Origin of the sequence: Erwinia sp. HDF1-3R (assembly GCF_039621855.1) — a bacterium.
Taxonomy (GTDB): Bacteria; Pseudomonadota; Gammaproteobacteria; order Enterobacterales; family Enterobacteriaceae; genus Erwinia.
Genome location: NZ_CP155071.1, coordinates 3,720,651 through 3,736,591, shown reverse-complemented (window position 1 = coordinate 3,736,591; position 15,941 = coordinate 3,720,651). Strand labels below are relative to the sequence as shown.

The 15,941-nt window shown below is 55.4% G+C and carries 12 protein-coding genes; 1 reads left to right on the top strand and 11 read right to left on the bottom strand.

What is annotated here, in order from left to right:
- Positions 1-104: 104 nt before the first annotated feature.
- From AAGR22_RS16920 to trxC, 3 genes are all read right to left on the bottom strand, one after another.
- Positions 105-2,762: a bifunctional acetate--CoA ligase family protein/GNAT family N-acetyltransferase gene (locus tag AAGR22_RS16920; protein ID WP_345828650.1), complete on the bottom strand. Its 2,658-nt coding sequence runs from the start codon at positions 2,760-2,762 to the stop codon at positions 105-107.
- A 254-nt stretch (positions 2,763-3,016) separates the two neighbouring features.
- On the bottom strand, positions 3,017-3,688 hold the full coding sequence (locus AAGR22_RS16915) for a tRNA-uridine aminocarboxypropyltransferase (RefSeq protein WP_345828648.1): 672 nt from the start codon (positions 3,686-3,688) through the stop codon (positions 3,017-3,019).
- A 155-nt stretch (positions 3,689-3,843) separates the two neighbouring features.
- Entirely contained in the window at positions 3,844-4,263 is a 420-nt protein-coding gene (gene trxC, locus AAGR22_RS16910) for a thioredoxin TrxC (RefSeq protein ID WP_067709652.1), read from the bottom strand.
- A 256-nt stretch (positions 4,264-4,519) separates the two neighbouring features.
- Between trxC and AAGR22_RS16905 the strand changes: the two genes are divergently transcribed.
- Entirely contained in the window at positions 4,520-5,551 is a 1,032-nt protein-coding gene (locus AAGR22_RS16905; protein WP_067709650.1) for a tRNA/rRNA methyltransferase, read from the top strand.
- Positions 5,552-5,618: 67 nt separating this feature from the next.
- On the opposite strand, the gene emrB is transcribed toward AAGR22_RS16905, so the two are convergent.
- The 8 genes from emrB to nrdF form a co-directional block, all read right to left on the bottom strand.
- Entirely contained in the window at positions 5,619-7,157 is a 1,539-nt protein-coding gene (gene emrB / locus AAGR22_RS16900; protein ID WP_067709648.1) for a multidrug efflux MFS transporter permease subunit EmrB, read from the bottom strand.
- 15 nt (positions 7,158-7,172) lie between these two features.
- Complete coding sequence (gene emrA, locus AAGR22_RS16895; RefSeq protein ID WP_345828645.1) at positions 7,173-8,345, bottom strand: multidrug efflux MFS transporter periplasmic adaptor subunit EmrA; 1,173 nt, start codon at positions 8,343-8,345, stop codon at positions 7,173-7,175.
- 164 nt (positions 8,346-8,509) lie between these two features.
- A complete protein-coding gene (gene mprA, locus AAGR22_RS16890; RefSeq protein ID WP_345828644.1) occupies positions 8,510-9,040 on the bottom strand; it encodes a transcriptional repressor MprA in 531 nt (176 codons plus the stop codon).
- A 632-nt stretch (positions 9,041-9,672) separates the two neighbouring features.
- Positions 9,673-10,857, bottom strand: coding sequence for an MFS transporter (locus AAGR22_RS16885; protein WP_345828643.1), 1,185 nt, complete (start codon positions 10,855-10,857; stop codon positions 9,673-9,675).
- Between the two features lie 253 nt (positions 10,858-11,110).
- Positions 11,111-12,106: a glycine betaine/L-proline ABC transporter substrate-binding protein ProX gene (gene proX / locus AAGR22_RS16880; protein ID WP_067709641.1), complete on the bottom strand. Its 996-nt coding sequence runs from the start codon at positions 12,104-12,106 to the stop codon at positions 11,111-11,113.
- 74 nt (positions 12,107-12,180) lie between these two features.
- Positions 12,181-13,359 carry a glycine betaine/L-proline ABC transporter permease ProW gene (proW, locus tag AAGR22_RS16875; protein ID WP_345828642.1) on the bottom strand — a complete coding sequence of 393 codons (1,179 nt, stop codon included), beginning with the start codon at positions 13,357-13,359 and terminating at the stop codon, positions 12,181-12,183.
- Positions 13,352-14,551 carry a glycine betaine/L-proline ABC transporter ATP-binding protein ProV gene (gene proV, locus AAGR22_RS16870; protein WP_067709635.1) on the bottom strand — a complete coding sequence of 400 codons (1,200 nt, stop codon included), beginning with the start codon at positions 14,549-14,551 and terminating at the stop codon, positions 13,352-13,354. Before proV ends, proW begins: the two co-directional genes overlap by 8 nt.
- A gap of 395 nt (positions 14,552-14,946) precedes the next feature.
- Complete coding sequence (gene nrdF / locus AAGR22_RS16865; RefSeq protein WP_067709633.1) at positions 14,947-15,906, bottom strand: class 1b ribonucleoside-diphosphate reductase subunit beta; 960 nt, start codon at positions 15,904-15,906, stop codon at positions 14,947-14,949.
- Positions 15,907-15,941: the final 35 nt, after the last annotated feature.

Below are 15,941 nucleotides of genomic sequence, written 5' to 3'. Positions count from 1 at the left end.
GTATCTTCTCTGTTCATGGAATGGCACCTGCCATAAAATCATCACTCTAACCCCGTATAATACATTACCTGGCATAGAAGAGGCCATTTTTACGTTTCCAGACGTTATCCGGAAGGCGACATCAGGGCGAGTGAAAGGCTGACAATGCCATCCTCAAGCTGGATATCGACGGAAAATCCCAGCTTGCGCGCCAGCGTGATCATGCCCCGGTTGCCCGGCATGGTAATGCCGTTGAGTTGTGATAACCCATGCTCGCGGGTATAAGCGATCATTTTTTCCAGCAGACGTCGCCCCAGCCCGAGTCCTTTGAGATCGGATCGCACCAGTACGGAAAACTCGGCATCAATATTATCCGCATCTGAAATAGCCCGCGTAACGCCAATGATTTCCTCTTCGCCATTGTGCTGGCGTACGGCGACGATCGCCATTTCCCGATCGTAGTCGATTTGCGTCATGTTCGCCAAATCGTCATGAGTGAACTCATTGATCTCACTAAAGTAGCGGTAGTAGAGATCTTCCTTTGTCACCTGGGAAATAAACCTGCGCAGCAGAGGCTCATCTTCTGGCAGGATCGGGCGGAAAAGACAGGACTGGCCATTTTTCATCTCCACGCGTTCTTCAAGCGCAGATGGATAAGGCCGGATTGTCAGCCGGGCCTCGGGATCGCCGGAAAATTCGGCAAGCTGCATGGTGACATCAAGCAGGGAAAATTCGCTACCCGCGGCCAGCAGCGGATGGATATCAAGTCGGACAATTTCAGGGCAGTCAACTATCAGGTTAGAAACCCGAACCAGCACCTGGCTGATGCCATTGATATCAAGGGGCTGTAGCGCACTACGCCCACGCAGCTTACCGCTCTTGATTGCCTGAGCCACCAGATAACGTGCCAGCGTCATATTCAGCGGCGGCAGCGCCACGACGACCTGCCTGTCTGCCTGCCATTCAATTCCGCCTTCGCCCAGCATAATCAGCGGACCAAAAACGGCATCCTGCTCGACAACAATCCTTAATTCCTGAGCGCCAGCGCGATTTGCCATGCTCTGCACCAGCAGCCCATGAATATTTGCCTGAGGCCAGGCCAGCCTGACGCGATCGAAAATCGCTTCCGCTGCGTGTTGCACCTCGCTGGCCGTACGTAAATAGAGCATCACGCCCTGGATGTCGGATTTATGTGGAATATCGGGAGAGCGTAGCTTAAGCGCAACCGGATAACCAATCTGGCCGGCAATATGCACGGCCTCTGCGCTATCGCTGGCAATCCAGGTCGGCAGCGTACTCAGACCATAGGCCCGAAGGATAGGCTGCACTTCATGCGTGTCCAGCGTCGAAGCCCCTTCATCCAGCGCCTGACGTATAAGACGATGTGCATCCGCCGTATTTGCCGTCAGACCGACCGGCAGGGAGGGCGCTTCGCGCAGCTGTTTCTGATTACGGCGGTACTCCACCATATGCATAAAGGCCGTTATGGTTCCTTCAGGCGTACGGTAGGTGGGGATACCGGCATCGTTAAATAACCTGCGCGCCTCCAGGGAAGAAAACTCCCCGCTCCAGTTGGTCAGGAGCGAAACCTGCCGGGCTCTGGGGTGTTTTCCGATCGCATCGATCAGCAGTTGGGCCGTAAGCGTAGCGGGAGCGACCGCGCTGGGAGCATGGATAATCATCAGCGCATCAATTTCCTGACAGTCCAGCAGTCGGGTCACGGCCTGTACGTAGCGCGCGGGTGTCGCATCATCCTTCAGATCCAGTGGATTGCCTGGAATAACGTCATTCGATAACAGCGTTTTCAGGTCAGCCAGCAATTCATCATTAAGAATGGCCAGCTTACCGTTACGCGCATCCAGCTCGTCAAGGGCCAGTGCAGCAGGGGCAGCACCATTACTGACGATCATCAGCCGTTCACCGCGCAGGGGACGCATATGGCTCAGAGTCTCCACCGCAGAGAACAGCTCATGGGTGTCATGCACCCGCAGCATACCTGCGCGCTGGATCGCCGCATCCCAGGCGGCATCCAGCCCGCCATAGGTTTTGAGCAGCCTCTGTGCCTGCTGGCTGCGGCCGCTTTTAATCACCAGAATAGGCTTGTTACGTGAGGCGCTACGGGCAGCAGAGACGAAGCGGCGCGCATCGCTAAGGTGCTCAAGATAGAGCAGGATCGCACTGGTCTTGCCGTCACGCGCCAGGAAATCGAGCAGATCGTCAGCATCGATATCCAGGCTGTCGCCCAGTGAAATAAACCAGGAAAAGCCCAGCTGACGCTGCTGTGCCCAGTCGAGAATGGTATTTGAAACGGCAGCGGACTGGGAGATAAAGGCCAGCTTTCCCTGGGCGATGGGAACGGGCGAGAAGCTGGCATTTAGCCCCTGCCAGGGTGCCAGCAGACCAAGACTATTGGGGCCGAGCAGACGAATTTGCCACTGGCTGGCGCAGCTTTTTAGCGCATCGCGCTGGCTGGCGGGGGCAGAGAGAATGATACAGGCTTTGCAGCCTCGCTTACCCAGCGCTTCCAGAAGCTCAAGATTACGACTGGCATGTGTACAGATAACTGCGAGATCGGGTGAAAGTGGCAGGCTGGCGACATCCCGGCACGCCAGCACGCCGCATACCGCCTGATATTTTGGCGTAACGGGCAGAATGGGGCCGCTGAAGCCACCCGCCAGCAGGTTGCGCATCATCAGGTATCCGGCACGGTCCGGGCGAACAGAGGCCCCAATAACGGCGATCGAACGGGGTCGCAATAGCGCTTCTAATCCACGTTGGCTCATTTCCTGCTCCCTTTGGCTGGACTCGCCTGATTCTAACGCGTTCTGGCTGGGATAACCTCGATGAGGTGCAGATTATTGATCGCGGGCACCTGCGGGAAGAGAGACGTTCCTCTTTACATCAGTGATAGCGCTTGCAGGGCGGACAGGTTCATTCAATCGTTGTTCCACATAGCACAATCGGGATACGTAATGTTGTTCAGCCGATTATAAGCGTCGTTATCCTGCTGGGGAGTCCAGCCAAATCCGGCAGCGGCTTAGCGTGGCGGGTGAGGTTTACCGGCAAGATAGCGCTGGCGAAAAAGGTTAAAATGCCGGGATAGTGCGGTTCCGGCGGTACTATCCCCCGCCTGTATCAGCAGCTCGGCCGCGACTTCTGCCGTACAGTGCTGTCCCTGAGCGTGGATGCCACGTAGCTGATAATTGGAGGGGGTGGTCAGCGTCAGCGACATCACGGGAAAGCCATCCAGCCAGGGGCTTTTACGGAACATCTTTCTGGCCTCCGGCCAGGTGCCATCCAGCATAATAAACAGCGGTGGCTTACCGCTTTGTGGCGGGACGTCGATAACGGCCCTGCCTGGGTCGGCATAGGAGGCGGGGAATACCACCATGGGCTGAACCTGAGGGTTTTTCACCGCAGCTAACAGGGCAGGATCCGGTTCGGTGCGTGACCAGCCAAACGCCAGGGTTTCCGGCAGAATATCGGCGATCAGCCTGCCGGTATTGCTGGGCTTCATCGGTTCCGTATCGAACATAACCAGGCAGAAGCGGCTCCGGGCCTGTTGGGGGTGAAGCTGGTCGCACAGACAGTTTTTAACGGGCAGGAGACAGCGCTGACAGCGAGGGATTCGATTACCGCGCGCTAAAAAGGGGCGGGTTGATCGGGCCAGACGTTCGGCGCGAAGAGTAAGGACTGCGTTTTCAGTCATAGCGGCTTATCAGGTAATGAAACCCTTTCAGGCAAAGACGTCATTCTACCGAAAAGGGCGGATAAGCAGTAGTGGCCATACCGTGATGGCCACGACTAACGGGAACTTGCCCACGTTTAATTCGCTAAAGGTTGGTAAGCGCTTACAAGAGAGCTTTACAGATTCTCGTTCAGCCACTCATTAAAGGGGGCTTTAGGCATGGCTCCGCTAAGCATATCGACCATCTTGCCCTGTTTGAAAATCATAATGGTAGGGATGCTGCGTATACGAAAGCGCGCGCTGAGTTCTGGATCTGCTTCGGTATTCACTTTAATAAAGCGAATTTCGCCGCTGCGCTCTTCCGCCACGTCTTTGTATATCGGCGCGAAATTGACACAGGGACCACACCAGGGCGCCCAGAAATCGACCACTACAGGAAGGTCGTCCTGCAAATACTTATCGAGGGTGGCAGTGGTTGCCGCGATAACCTCTCCGTTGAACAAGGTATTCCCGCAGCGTCCGCATTTTGCACCGTCGGCCGTGCGTTCCTGTGGAACGCGATTCGTTGCCTGGCATGATGCACAAACCGTATTCATGTATTCACCTCGGTGCTAATAGGGGTAAGCGTTCACTTACTATATTCGTTATGAAGCCAGCGACAATTATGGTTCGGCCAGGGTTAAGCCACAAAGAGATTTGTTCAATGGGTATAATAGGCAATATCTGCCTGATGCTTTCAGAACCGGCCAAAGCCGGAAAAAGGCGCATTCGCCCTTTGTGGCGGAAGTTAATAGCTAAGCGCCGCCACATCAGGTAATCTGCGCGCTTCGCGCTCAGCCAGGTGGAGGGAAAATGAACGACGAATTTAAAGGTAAAAGCGGAAAAGTCAAAGTGATGTATGTCCGTGGTGATGACGAGAGCAACAAAGGCGGGAAAAATCCCCGCACCGGTAAAGGTGGACCTCGTCAGGATGACAGCCGTCGTCCTTCACGTAACGCAGACAGCAAACCGCGTGGCGGGCGCGATCGCGACGCACTTCCGAGTGATTCGCCGTGGCGCACGGTTTCTCGCGCACCGTCTGCAACCGAAGAGGCGCGCCCGGATCACGGCGGCATCAGCGGTAAAAGCTATATCGACCCGGAACAGATCCGGCGTCAGCGTATGGAAGAGACGCGCGTATATGGCGAAAACGCCTGTCAGGCCCTGTTTCAAAGCCGTCCGGACTGTATTGTCCGCGCATGGTTTGTGCAGAGCGTCACGCCTCGCTTCCGCGACGCGCTGAAGTGGATGGCGGCCAACCGTAAGGCCTATCACGTGGTCGAGGAAGACGAGCTGGTTAAAGCTTCCGGGACTGAGCATCACGGTGGCGTCTGCTTCCTGATTAAAAAGCGTATGGGCATGCCCGTCAGCGAGTGGCTGTCAAACGCGGGCGAAAAGGATTGTGTGCTGGCGCTGGAAGATATCGGCAACCCGCACAACCTGGGCGGCATGATGCGCAGTTGCGCGCACTTCGGTGCGAAAGGGCTGCTGGTAGATGATGCTTCCCTGCTGGAATCGGGCGCCGCCGTGCGCACGGCTGAAGGCGGGGCTGAACATATTCAGGCCATTAGCGGTGAAAGTTTTGCCGCCGGATTGAGTGCGTTTCGCAAGGCGGGCTACACCATCGTGACCACGTCCAGCCATAAAGGCACCCCGCTGTCGCAGGCAGAGTTTCCTGCCAAAATGGTGTTGGTGTTGGGGCAGGAGCGCGACGGGCTTTCTGAAAGCACGATGCAGCAGGGAGATCTCAGCGTCTCCATCAGTGGCACCGGAAATGTAGAAAGCCTCAACGTTTCTGTCGCGACCGGTATTCTGCTGGCAGAGTGGTGGCGTCAGAACGCGTAAGACGCCGTGCAAAAAAGAAAAACGGGCCTCGCAAGGGCCCGTTTTTTTATGGCTGAAAGCGCAACCTCTAGTGCGCGCCTCCGCCTCCTCCGCTGCCCGCACCAAAGGGCGGACGGGCAAACCAGATAAGCACCAGCAGGCCGAGGAAAACGGCCGCTGAGGCCCAGAAAATCTCATTAGCGGAGATAATCAGGCCCTGATTAGTGATTTGCTGCGCAATCCACGCCGACGCCTGCTCATGCGTCATGCCAAGGCTTTCCAGCTTGCTGTACATCGCCTGGGAATTGACGTTATACGCATTGACGGACTCGCTGAGATAGCTGTGATGCATTGATTCTCTGTCGGTCCACATGGTGGTGGTGATCGAGGTACCAATCGAGCCCGCCAGCGTTCGGGTAAAGTTTGACAGGCTGGATGCCGCCGCCAGCCGATCCGGTGCCAGACCGGAAAGGGTAATGGTGGTCAGAGGCATAAAGAAGCAGGCCACCGCAAACCCCTGAATAAACTGAGGCCAGGCAGAAGCCCCAAAATTCATCCCCGGTTCAAACGTATAGGCTCGCCAGTAGAAGCAGACGGCATACATGATAAAGCTAAAGGTCACCAGCTTGCGCATATCCAGCCGGTGCGCAAACCTGCCGATAATGGGTGACAAAATAACCGGAATGATCCCAACCGGCGCTGATGCCAGCCCGGCCCATGTCGCCGTATAGCCGTAGACCTCCTGAAGCAGCTGGGGCAGCAGCACGATGGAACCAAAATAGAGCATATAGGCCAGGCTGATAGACAGGCAGCCAATAGTGAAGTTTCGCGACTTAAACAGTGACAGATCGACAATGGGATGGTCATCGGTCAGCTCCCATACCAGCAGTACCGCCAGTGCGATCACCGCAATTACCGTCAGGACAATAATTTCCTGCGAGCTAAACCAGTCCAGCTCTTTGCCGCGGTCAAGCATCACCTGCAGACAACCGATACCGACCACCAGCAGGACCAGCCCGACGGTATCTATCGGCCGGATGACCGTTGGCGTCTCGCGATTTCGCAGCGTTTGCAGCGCCAGCATGACCACTACCGCACCGATGGGGACGTTGATAAAGAAAATCCATCCCCAGTGGTAGTTGTCACTGATCCAGCCGCCAAGGATCGGGCCGCATATGGGGGCCACAATCACCGTCATCGCCCAGAGTGACAGGGCAATACTGCGTTTGGCGGGGGGATAGTTACTCAACAGCAGACTTTGCGACAGCGGAATTAACGGACCTGCCACCACGCCCTGGATCACGCGGAAAAAGATCAGCATGGTCAGGCTGTTGGACATCCCGCATAGCCATGAAGCGACAGCAAAGCCTACCGTTGCCCACAGAAACAGCTTCACTTCGCCGACGCGTTTTGCCAGCCAGCCGGTAATGGGAATGGATATCGCATTGGCCACGCCAAATGAGGTAATGACCCAGGTTCCCTGGGAGTTCGATGCCCCCAGGTTCCCGGCGATAGTCGGTATAGCGACGTTAGCAATCGTGGAGTCCAGCACCTGCATAAACGTCGCCAGCGACAGCGCAATCGTCATCAGAACCAGCTGAGCGCCTTCAAGCGGTTTTTGTGCCATTAGCCTCTCGCCCTCTTAACCCGCATTGGCGCGGACGATCTCTGCGATCAGCTTATCAACAGGTGCGAGATCCAGCGCCAGCGCATTACTTTCATAGGCGGGCGTTGAGCGTACCCGGGTCGCCAGCACGGCACCGTCGATATTGCTGGTATCCACGTTGACCTGGGTGGAAAGGCCGATTCTGAGCGGATGTTTCACCACTTCCTGCGGATCCAGCTCTATACGAACCGGCAGGCGCTGAACCACTTTGATCCAGTTGCCGGTGGCATTCTGTGCAGGCAGCAGCGAGAAGGCGCTGCCGGTACCCATATCCAGGCCAACAACCTTGCCGTGATAGGTTACGTCGTTGCCATAAATGTCACTGATTACGGTGGCAGGCTGCCCAATGCGCATATTAGCCAGCTGGGTCTCTTTAAAATTAGCATCGACCCAGAGGTTGCTGGCAGGCACGACGGCCATCAGCGGCGTAGTCGGGGAGATTTGCGAGCCGACCTGCACGCTGCGGCGGGAAACAAAGCCATCAATCGGGCTGATAACGCTGGTGCGTTGCAGATTTAGCCAGGCATCGCGCAGTTCAGCCGCGCTCTGTTTGACTGCGGGCTGATTTTCCAGCGAGGTGTTCAGCACCATGGCCTGATTCGCATTATATTGCTGCGTGGCAACGTCAAGCTGGGCTTTAGCCGTAGCTACGGCATCGCGCGAGTGTTGTAAATCTTCGCGGCCAATGAGATTCGCGGCCCCGAGAGGCTCCCGGCGCTTAAGATCAGACTGCGCCTGTTCCAGAGCGGTTTTTTGCAGCGCAATGGTGGCCTGATACTGTCTGCCATTGATAATCAGCTGGTGGGTCTGACGCACGCTGGTGGCCAGCGCAGTCTGGGCCTTTTCAAAAGCCTGTTCGGCATCGGTTCTGTCCAGCGTCAGCAGCACATCGCCCTTTTTAACGTAATCGGTATTGTCGAACCAGACCTTATTCACGCTGCCCGACACCTGGGCCATAATTTGTGCCTGGTTACCCGCAACGTACGCATCGTCGGTGTCCTGAAAGTGGCGCAGTACCGTCAACCAGTAAACGAGCCAGACAACGCCGATTAAAATAAACAGCACGGCCAGGAAAATTAACGCAACTTTGCGCTTTTTCTTCTTATTAGTCGGCTGTGAAGGAGTTTGATTCTCCACATTTACACTCATGGTGTTCTCCACGTTTCCCATGCGAACCGGGCATGCTACCTGTCGGTAGTCATGCCCGGAGTCTAAAATGCCAGCGGGTAAGCGCTGGCACCGATCAAAATTAGCGGACTAAAATAGCCATTAGCGGCGATACCGTCGTCGCACAATATGCTATTGGGTCAAGCTTAGCGGGAAAGAGCCGTAATGACTTCCTCTTCGTCCATTTGATCCAGTCGGGTCAGCAGCTTACGCGTAATGCTTTCCAGCTGACTTTTCTCAGGGCCGCTTAGTGCAGACCACAGGAGTTGCAGGCACTGATGCTGTGGTGGCAGCAGCTGGCGAAGAAATTCATGCCCTTTATCAGTCAGATGCAGATGCAGACAACGGCGATCGTGGTCACTTTCACGACGCTCAATCCAGCCACGTTTCTCCAGTTCGTCTGCAATGCGCGTGGCATTTGTGCGGGATGAACCGAGCGCGGCGCTGAGTTCAGAAGGTTGAATGCTGTGGTTTTCCTGTGCATCCAGGGTGATTAATGCCATAAACAGCGTCTCGTTAATCCCCTGAGCTTTCAGCATTTTATTGCGATTTTCCAGTAGCTTACTCTGCATATGCATGCACAGTCTTGTCAGCATTATCTCCTGTAAAGGAAAGTCTTTCTGACGGTTAGCGCGGAAATTAAGCATCTGTTCAATAGGGGCAAACGAACTTTCCATCTGGGGGAACCTCATAAGTTGCAACTGGTATCGTAACGATGGCGATAAACACCTCTTCTCCGGCGATGTGAGATCGGGAATACCATCAGTAATTTCCAGGTCACTCCATAACCCAGTGTGCTGAGCAGCATCGAACAGGGATGCCGCAGATGTCAGTTAAGGCTGTACGCCTTAATCCCAAACCCCTGGGGGCGGGCTGAATGGCTCAGAGTATTGGATAACGACTGCTTATCATTTCTTCACCAAATTAACCGGGATGAAGGTAAAGGTCGCCTCCGACTACTGGCCGATAACCGTGCATATTGCGCGGTTATTAATACGTATGCCATTCTCGCTTCAGAGAAATAGAGATCGCCTGAGTCTGATGGCACACTCAGTAACAAGGTTTGCAAATTCAGGTGTGTTTCGACCCACGACCGCTATTCCCGACCACTGTCATACAGGACAGCAACGGGACGGGATTGAGGGAATACCTTATCCTGTTCAGCGATCGCCGGCGAATTGAGCCTGCTACTTAATAGTTTCACTTGAAAAAATAACTAATCTGAATAAGCAGGCGCTAACCATACCAGAGTGTGTAACCGCTTAACAGAGCAGTGGGCCTGAAATTTCCTCAATTTACTATTTGCAGGCTAAGGAGTATCCACTTCGTGGCGAGACCCGCGCCACCAGCTCAAAATATTAAGTAAAGTTAATGAAGCCCCCGCCAGGCATACGCCTTTCCATCCGGCATATTGAAACGCACTGGCTGACACCAGCGAGCCTGCCGCACCGCCAATAAAGTAGCTGGTCATGTAGCCTGCCGTCAGGCGGTTACGTGCCTCCGGCATCCGGCTGTAGATGACGCTTTGATTGGTGATATGTACGCCCTGAACCGTCAGATCGAGCAGAATAATCCCCACGATCAGCGCCGCCAGTGAATGACTTCCCAGCGCGGTAAAGGCCCAGGAGATAAGCAAGAGGATCAGGCCTGCGGTGGTGGTCAGGCGGGCTTTCCCCTTATCCGCCAGTGCGCCCGCCTGCCGCGCCGCCAGCGCCCCGGCTGCACCGACCAGCCCCAGTAGACCAATTTTACCTTCAGAATAGCCATAGGGTGGCGAAGCCAACAGAAAGGCCATTGAAGTCCAGAGTATGCTGAAATTTGCAAAGGCCAGGCAGCCGGTGACGGCGCGGGTTCTCAGGACAGGATTGGTGCGGTAAAGAGTGAATATCGATCTGAGCAGTTGCCCATAGTTGAGCGGAACCGACTGTCTGTAGCGCGGGAGATAGCGCCACAGCGCCAGCGCCATCAACGCCATTAGCGCGCTGGCTACCCAGTATACGGTCCGCCAGCCTCCCAGCTGTGCCAGGCCGCCCGCAACGGTCCGTGCCAGCAGGATCCCCAGCAGCAGCCCACTCATTACGGTCCCTACCACCTTGCCGCGTTTGGCCGGTTCCGCCAGCGTCGCCGCCAGCGGTACGAGGATCTGCGCCACCACCGAGAACAGCCCGGTCAGTGCCGTTCCCAGCAGCATAATCGTCAGGCTCGGGGAAAGGGCGGTGATCACCAGGCCGCAGGCTGCCAGCAGGCTCATAATAACGATGAGTCCCCGCCGCTCCAGCATATCGCCCAGGGGCACAAGTAATAACAGCCCGGCGGCATAGCCCAGCTGTGCGGTCGTGACGATAAACCCGGCCTGGTTTACGGAAAGGTCAAAGGTGCGGGCAACGGTTTCCAACAGGGGCTGAACGTAATAGTTGCAGGCAACGGAGAGACCGGTTGCCAGCGACATCAGCGCAACCAGCGGCGTATTCAGGACGGGCTGAGAGGATTTCATTATGATTATCAGACTAATAAAAACAGGTGTAACTGAATAGTAGCCTAAAAAATATGTCGCTTACAGAATAAATGACCGGCTCAACGCGGAATAAAGAGCGGGTCGGAAGGGTAAGGCCGGTCGCCAGCGGCGGGAAGCGTGCTTCCTGGTAATTAAAGCCTCCTCTCCGTGATTTCTGACAGCACAATCAGTGAGGGCAGCCTCTCGGCTGCCCTCTGTTTACTCTCTGGCGTGCGGTATAACCCCGTTCAGGCTATTTTGCGGCGGCCAGGGCGTCTTTGACCCAGCCGTCAAACTGCGCCTGGTGCGCTTTGATCCAGCCATCTACGTGCGCGTTAATATCGGCTTCAGAAGACTGGCCCTGATGCATACGGGAGTTCTGAGCGTTGATATCAGCAATCGGCAGCTTCATTTCAGAGAAAAGCTTCGCGGCCGCTGGATTCTTCATTGCCCAGGCTTTATTCGCCACAATATGCATTGTATTAACCGGGAAACCGTAGTTTGCGCCGTTTGGCAGTTTGGTATCCACATTCTTCTGCTCACCCGGCATAGAGGAGAAAGGCACCTGCAGCCAGACGACATCGCGGCCCGGAACCAGTACGTCACTCACCCAGTACGGCGTCCAGGTATAGTAGAGAACAGGTTTGCCCTCTTTGAAGCGGGTAATGGTATCGGCGATCATCGCTGAATAGTTACCCTGGTTATGTTCAACCGTATTGCTCAGACCGTAAGCCTGTATCTGGTGGTTGATAACCGTTTCGCAGCCCCAGCCTGGCGTACAGCCGGTCAGGTCGGCTTTGCCGTTGCCGTTACTGTCAAACAGCTTCGCCAGCTTAGGATCCTTCAGCTGATCGATACGGGTAATATGGTATTTTTCAGCCGTTTTCTTATCGATTAAATAGCCCTGCGCTGCGCCCTGTACAAAGGTCCCGGCGCGGTAGAACTTAGCGTCTCCACCGGCGGCCTTATACATATCGTCGTGCAGCGGCTGCCAGTTCACGGCGGTAAAGGTGCCGTCGCCGGAAGCGATGGAGGTGTAACCCACGTTGTAATCCACTTCGCTGGGCTGCTCGACGGTATAGCCGAGTTTTTCCAGTGCGCGGCTGACCAGCAGGGTCTGGAAGGTCTCTTCCGTAATGGTGCTCTGTACTGGCTTGACGGTAATGCCTTTGCCCGGCAGCTCAGCGGCTGAGATTTGAGCCGTCGCCAGCGTAGTTAATGCGGCGGCTAACAGTACGGTCTTTCGCATGGTGGATCCTTATTGTTATTACTCTGTCTGAAAAAGCAGGCGGCGCTTCTGAGCGCGCCGCCAAAAGTGAAATGCTAGCGGATAAAGGGTCGGGTAAAGAGTCCCAGGGGACCCGTTGCATACCAGCGACGGGTACCACGGCTGCGGCTGTCACGTCCCAGCGACTGGGTCAGACGATCCAGAATAATCGCGAGGATCACAATCCCGACGCCGCCCACGGTGGCCAGGCCCATATCCAGACGGCCTATCCCGCGCAGTACCATCTGACCCAGGCCGCCCACGGCGATCATTGAGGCGATGACGACCATCGATAGCGCCAGCATCAGAGTCTGATTCACGCCTGCCATAATGGTTGGCATGGCCAGCGGAAGCTGGACCTTGAACAGCATCTGACGCGGATTAGCCCCAAAGGATTCGGCGGCCTCGATCAGATCCGCAGGCACCTGTTTGATGCCCAGGATGGTCAGGCGGACAATCGGCGGCAGCGCAAAGATAATGGTCACCACCACGCCGGGCACGTTGCCGATGCCAAACAGCATCACAATCGGTACCAGATAGACGAAGGCGGGCGTGGTTTGCATGGCATCCAGCAGTGGACGAATGATTTTGGCCGCCTTTTCACTGCGTGCCAGCCAGATCCCCAGCGGTAGCCCGATGATGATGCAGAACAGCAGGGCCGTCAGTACCAGCGCCAGGGTCACCATCGCCTGCGACCAGGCACCGATCGCCCCGATGGCGATCAGTGAGATCAGGGTCGCAATGCCCATTCCCAGGCTCGAGAGCTGCCAGGCGATCAGGGAAAAAATGATGATCGCCACCGGCGCAGGCATTCCCAGCAGAAGCTGCTGAAAGGCGCTGAGGATATAATCCACCGGTACGCGAATGCCCTGAAATACCGGACGGAAGTGGGTGACCACCCAGTCAATGCCTGAGGTCACCCAGCTATCGAGTGGGATCAGTGTTTTATGGAATGGATCCAGAATGCTGAAGTGCTCCACCTGGGGGGCGGGGGCGCTGTTTAACCAGTCTCCGCTGCCCGCTGCATCGTGGCCGCCGGCGGGCGAGCCCCAGGCGCCGCTGGTATCGCCGCCGCCGGGAGCGGCAGTGGAAGCGCTTCCGCCATCTGCCGGTGCGGTGGCCCAGGGATCGCTGCTGGCCGCTGACTGCGAAGCATCGGCTGCGGGTGCCGCGGATGCGTCGGCAGCGGACGTGTTGGAGGCGGTGGCCCAGGGATCGATTGATTGCTTACTCATTGCTGGCTCCCTCGCGGTCTAATGCCTGTAGTAACATGCCTTTCGAGATTATCCCGATATACTGGTTGTCTTCTCCGACGATCGGCACCGCGCAGGGGGCCTGGGCGACGTGAGAGAGCAGGTCGCTCAGCGAGGTATCACCCGGCATCGCAGCAGGATCGGCCAGAATGGCGTGATCCAGGCCTTCACCCGCGGCCAGCGCCGCCTTAAGCGAGTCGGTCGATACCACGCCGATAAACTTCTGTTTTTCCAGCACGTAGCCATATTCGCGATCCTCATCCTGCAGCAGTTTAATCGCTGAACGCGGACCGAAGCCGGGGGCTTTACGCATCAGCGCGCTGGCGCTGCGGCGGGCAATATCCTTCGCGCTGAAGACGTGGCTGATATCCACCCCGCGGAAGAAGGTGCGAACGTAATCGTTAGCCGGGTTATTGAGGATCTCATCCGGCGTACCGACCTGGACCACTTCACCACCCTGCATAATCGCAATGCGATCGCCAATACGCATGGCCTCATCGAGGTCGTGGGAAATAAAGACGATGGTTCGCTGGTGGCGCGATTGCAGCTTGACCAGCTCATCCTGCATTTCGGTGCGGATAAGGGGATCGAGCGCGGAGAAGGCTTCATCCATCAGCAATATATCGGGATTGATCGCCAGTGCGCGGGCTAATCCCACTCGCTGACGCATGCCACCGGATAATTCATCAGGGTAGGCGTGGGCATAATTATCCAGCCCCACCTGGCGCAGGGCATCGAGCGCTTTTTCCTGACGTTCCTGTAGGGGAATACCGGCTAATTCCATGCCAAATGCGGCATTATTTAATACCGTCATATGGGGCATTAGTGCGAAGGACTGAAATACCATGCTGATTTTATTTCGTCGTACCTTACGGAGTTCACTTTCGGATATTTTCGCGATATCGACGCCGTCGATAATTACCTGACCGCGAGTGGGTTCTATCAGACGATTGAGAAGGCGAACCATGGTGGACTTACCGGAGCCGGAGAGCCCCATGATCACGAATATCTCGCCTTCTTCAATGGCCAGACTGGCGTCTTTTACCCCGAGAGAAAGCCCTGTTTTCTCCAGAAGGGCTTCTTTGCTTATTCCTTTCTCAATATGCTTAAAAGCACGGTCTGGGTTTTCCCCAAAAACTTTATAGAGATTCTTAACTTCGAGTTTAATGGCCATGCATTAATGATTCCCTGGTTAGCGGTTAGTTTCTTATTATTTTCCTGTGTCCTGATAGAATATTAGCGGCCTATACCCTAGCACACTGAGAATCTGAGACAACCCTTGCAAGGGCGTTAGGAAATTATCGCTGAGACCACAATCTCCCGAAAGGCCAGAAGGGGTAAGGGATTGCGGAGAATTGATGATGGCGAAAAAAAAGTAATATTCCGGCCGTAATTGGCTGTTGGGCGGCAGTGATATTCCCCCTCTGCACATCGGCTGACAGGAAATAATAACCCGGGGAATGATTTGAATTTGGCTTTGGTTTTTTTATTGAACGGACGATTAATAAAAATCAATATTAACGGTCAAAACTAAACGATGGCTGAAGAATTCAGCCATCGCGGAGGAAATTAAAAGTCCCAGTCTTCGTCTTCGGTATCTACCGCTTTGCCCATGACGTACGAGGAACCAGACCCGGAGAAAAAATCATGGTTTTCATCGGCATTCGGCGACAGGGCAGAGAGGATAGCGGGATTTACGGCGGTCAGTTCTGCGGGGAAAAGCGCCTCGTAGCCCAGATTCATCAGTGCCTTGTTGGCGTTGTAGTGCAGGAAGGTTTTAACCTCTTCCGTCCAGCCCACGCCGTCATAAAGTGCTTCGCTGTAGGCTATTTCGTTCTCATAGAGCGCCAGCAGCAGTTCCACGGCAAACTGTTGCAGCTCGTCCTTACGCGCCTGGCTCGCTTTCTCCAGCCCCTTCTGAAATTTATAACCGATGTAATAACCGTGCACGGCTTCATCTTTGATGATCAGGCGGATCAGATCGGCGGTGTTGGTCAGCTTACCCCGGCTGGACCAGTACATCGGCAGATAGAAGCCCGAATAAAACAGGAAGGACTCCAGGAACACGCTGGCAATCTTCTTCTTTAGCGGGTCTTCATGATGGTAGTGCGACAGGATAATCTCTGCCTTGCGCTGCAGCGCCGGATTCTCTTCGCTCCAGGCATAGGCCGCATCGACATCGCTGGTATGGCACAGCGTGGAGAAAATGGAGCTGTAAGAGCGGGCATGCACCGCTTCCATAAAGCTGATGTTAGACATCACGGCTTCTTCATGCGGCGTCAGCGCATCGGCCATCAGCGCCGGGGCGCCGACGGTATTTTGAATGGTATCAAGCAGCGTCAGCCCGGTGAATACCCGAATGGTCAGCTGCTGCTCGGCGGCATTCAGGCTATTCCAGGCAGGAATATCATTCGACAGCGGAACCTTCTCCGGTAGCCAGAAGTTAGAGGTCAGACGATTCCAGACCTCCAGATCTTTGTCATCCTCGATATGGTTCCAGTTAATGGCATGTACTGATTTTAATTTCATGATGATATCCATACGGAAGGGCGTCATTGCCCTTC

Excerpts from the sequence above, each read along its gene's own strand:
- AAGR22_RS16905 (WP_067709650.1), top strand. The coding sequence starts at position 4,520 with ATGAACGACGAATTTAAAGGTAAAAGCGGAAAAGTCAAAGTGATGTAT.
- nrdF (WP_067709633.1), bottom strand. The coding sequence starts at position 15,906 with ATGAAATTAAAATCAGTACATGCCATTAACTGGAACCATATCGAGGAT.
- proV (WP_067709635.1), bottom strand. The coding sequence starts at position 14,551 with ATGGCCATTAAACTCGAAGTTAAGAATCTCTATAAAGTTTTTGGGGAA.
- proX (WP_067709641.1), bottom strand. The coding sequence starts at position 12,106 with ATGCGAAAGACCGTACTGTTAGCCGCCGCATTAACTACGCTGGCGACG.
- emrA (WP_345828645.1), bottom strand. The coding sequence starts at position 8,345 with ATGAGTGTAAATGTGGAGAATCAAACTCCTTCACAGCCGACTAATAAG.
- AAGR22_RS16920 (WP_345828650.1), bottom strand. The coding sequence starts at position 2,762 with ATGAGCCAACGTGGATTAGAAGCGCTATTGCGACCCCGTTCGATCGCC.
- trxC (WP_067709652.1), bottom strand. The coding sequence starts at position 4,263 with ATGAATACGGTTTGTGCATCATGCCAGGCAACGAATCGCGTTCCACAG.
- AAGR22_RS16915 (WP_345828648.1), bottom strand. The coding sequence starts at position 3,688 with ATGACTGAAAACGCAGTCCTTACTCTTCGCGCCGAACGTCTGGCCCGA.
- proW (WP_345828642.1), bottom strand. The coding sequence starts at position 13,359 with ATGAGTAAGCAATCAATCGATCCCTGGGCCACCGCCTCCAACACGTCC.
- AAGR22_RS16885 (WP_345828643.1), bottom strand. The coding sequence starts at position 10,857 with ATGAAATCCTCTCAGCCCGTCCTGAATACGCCGCTGGTTGCGCTGATG.
- mprA (WP_345828644.1), bottom strand. The coding sequence starts at position 9,040 with ATGGAAAGTTCGTTTGCCCCTATTGAACAGATGCTTAATTTCCGCGCT.
- emrB (WP_067709648.1), bottom strand. The coding sequence starts at position 7,157 with ATGGCACAAAAACCGCTTGAAGGCGCTCAGCTGGTTCTGATGACGATT.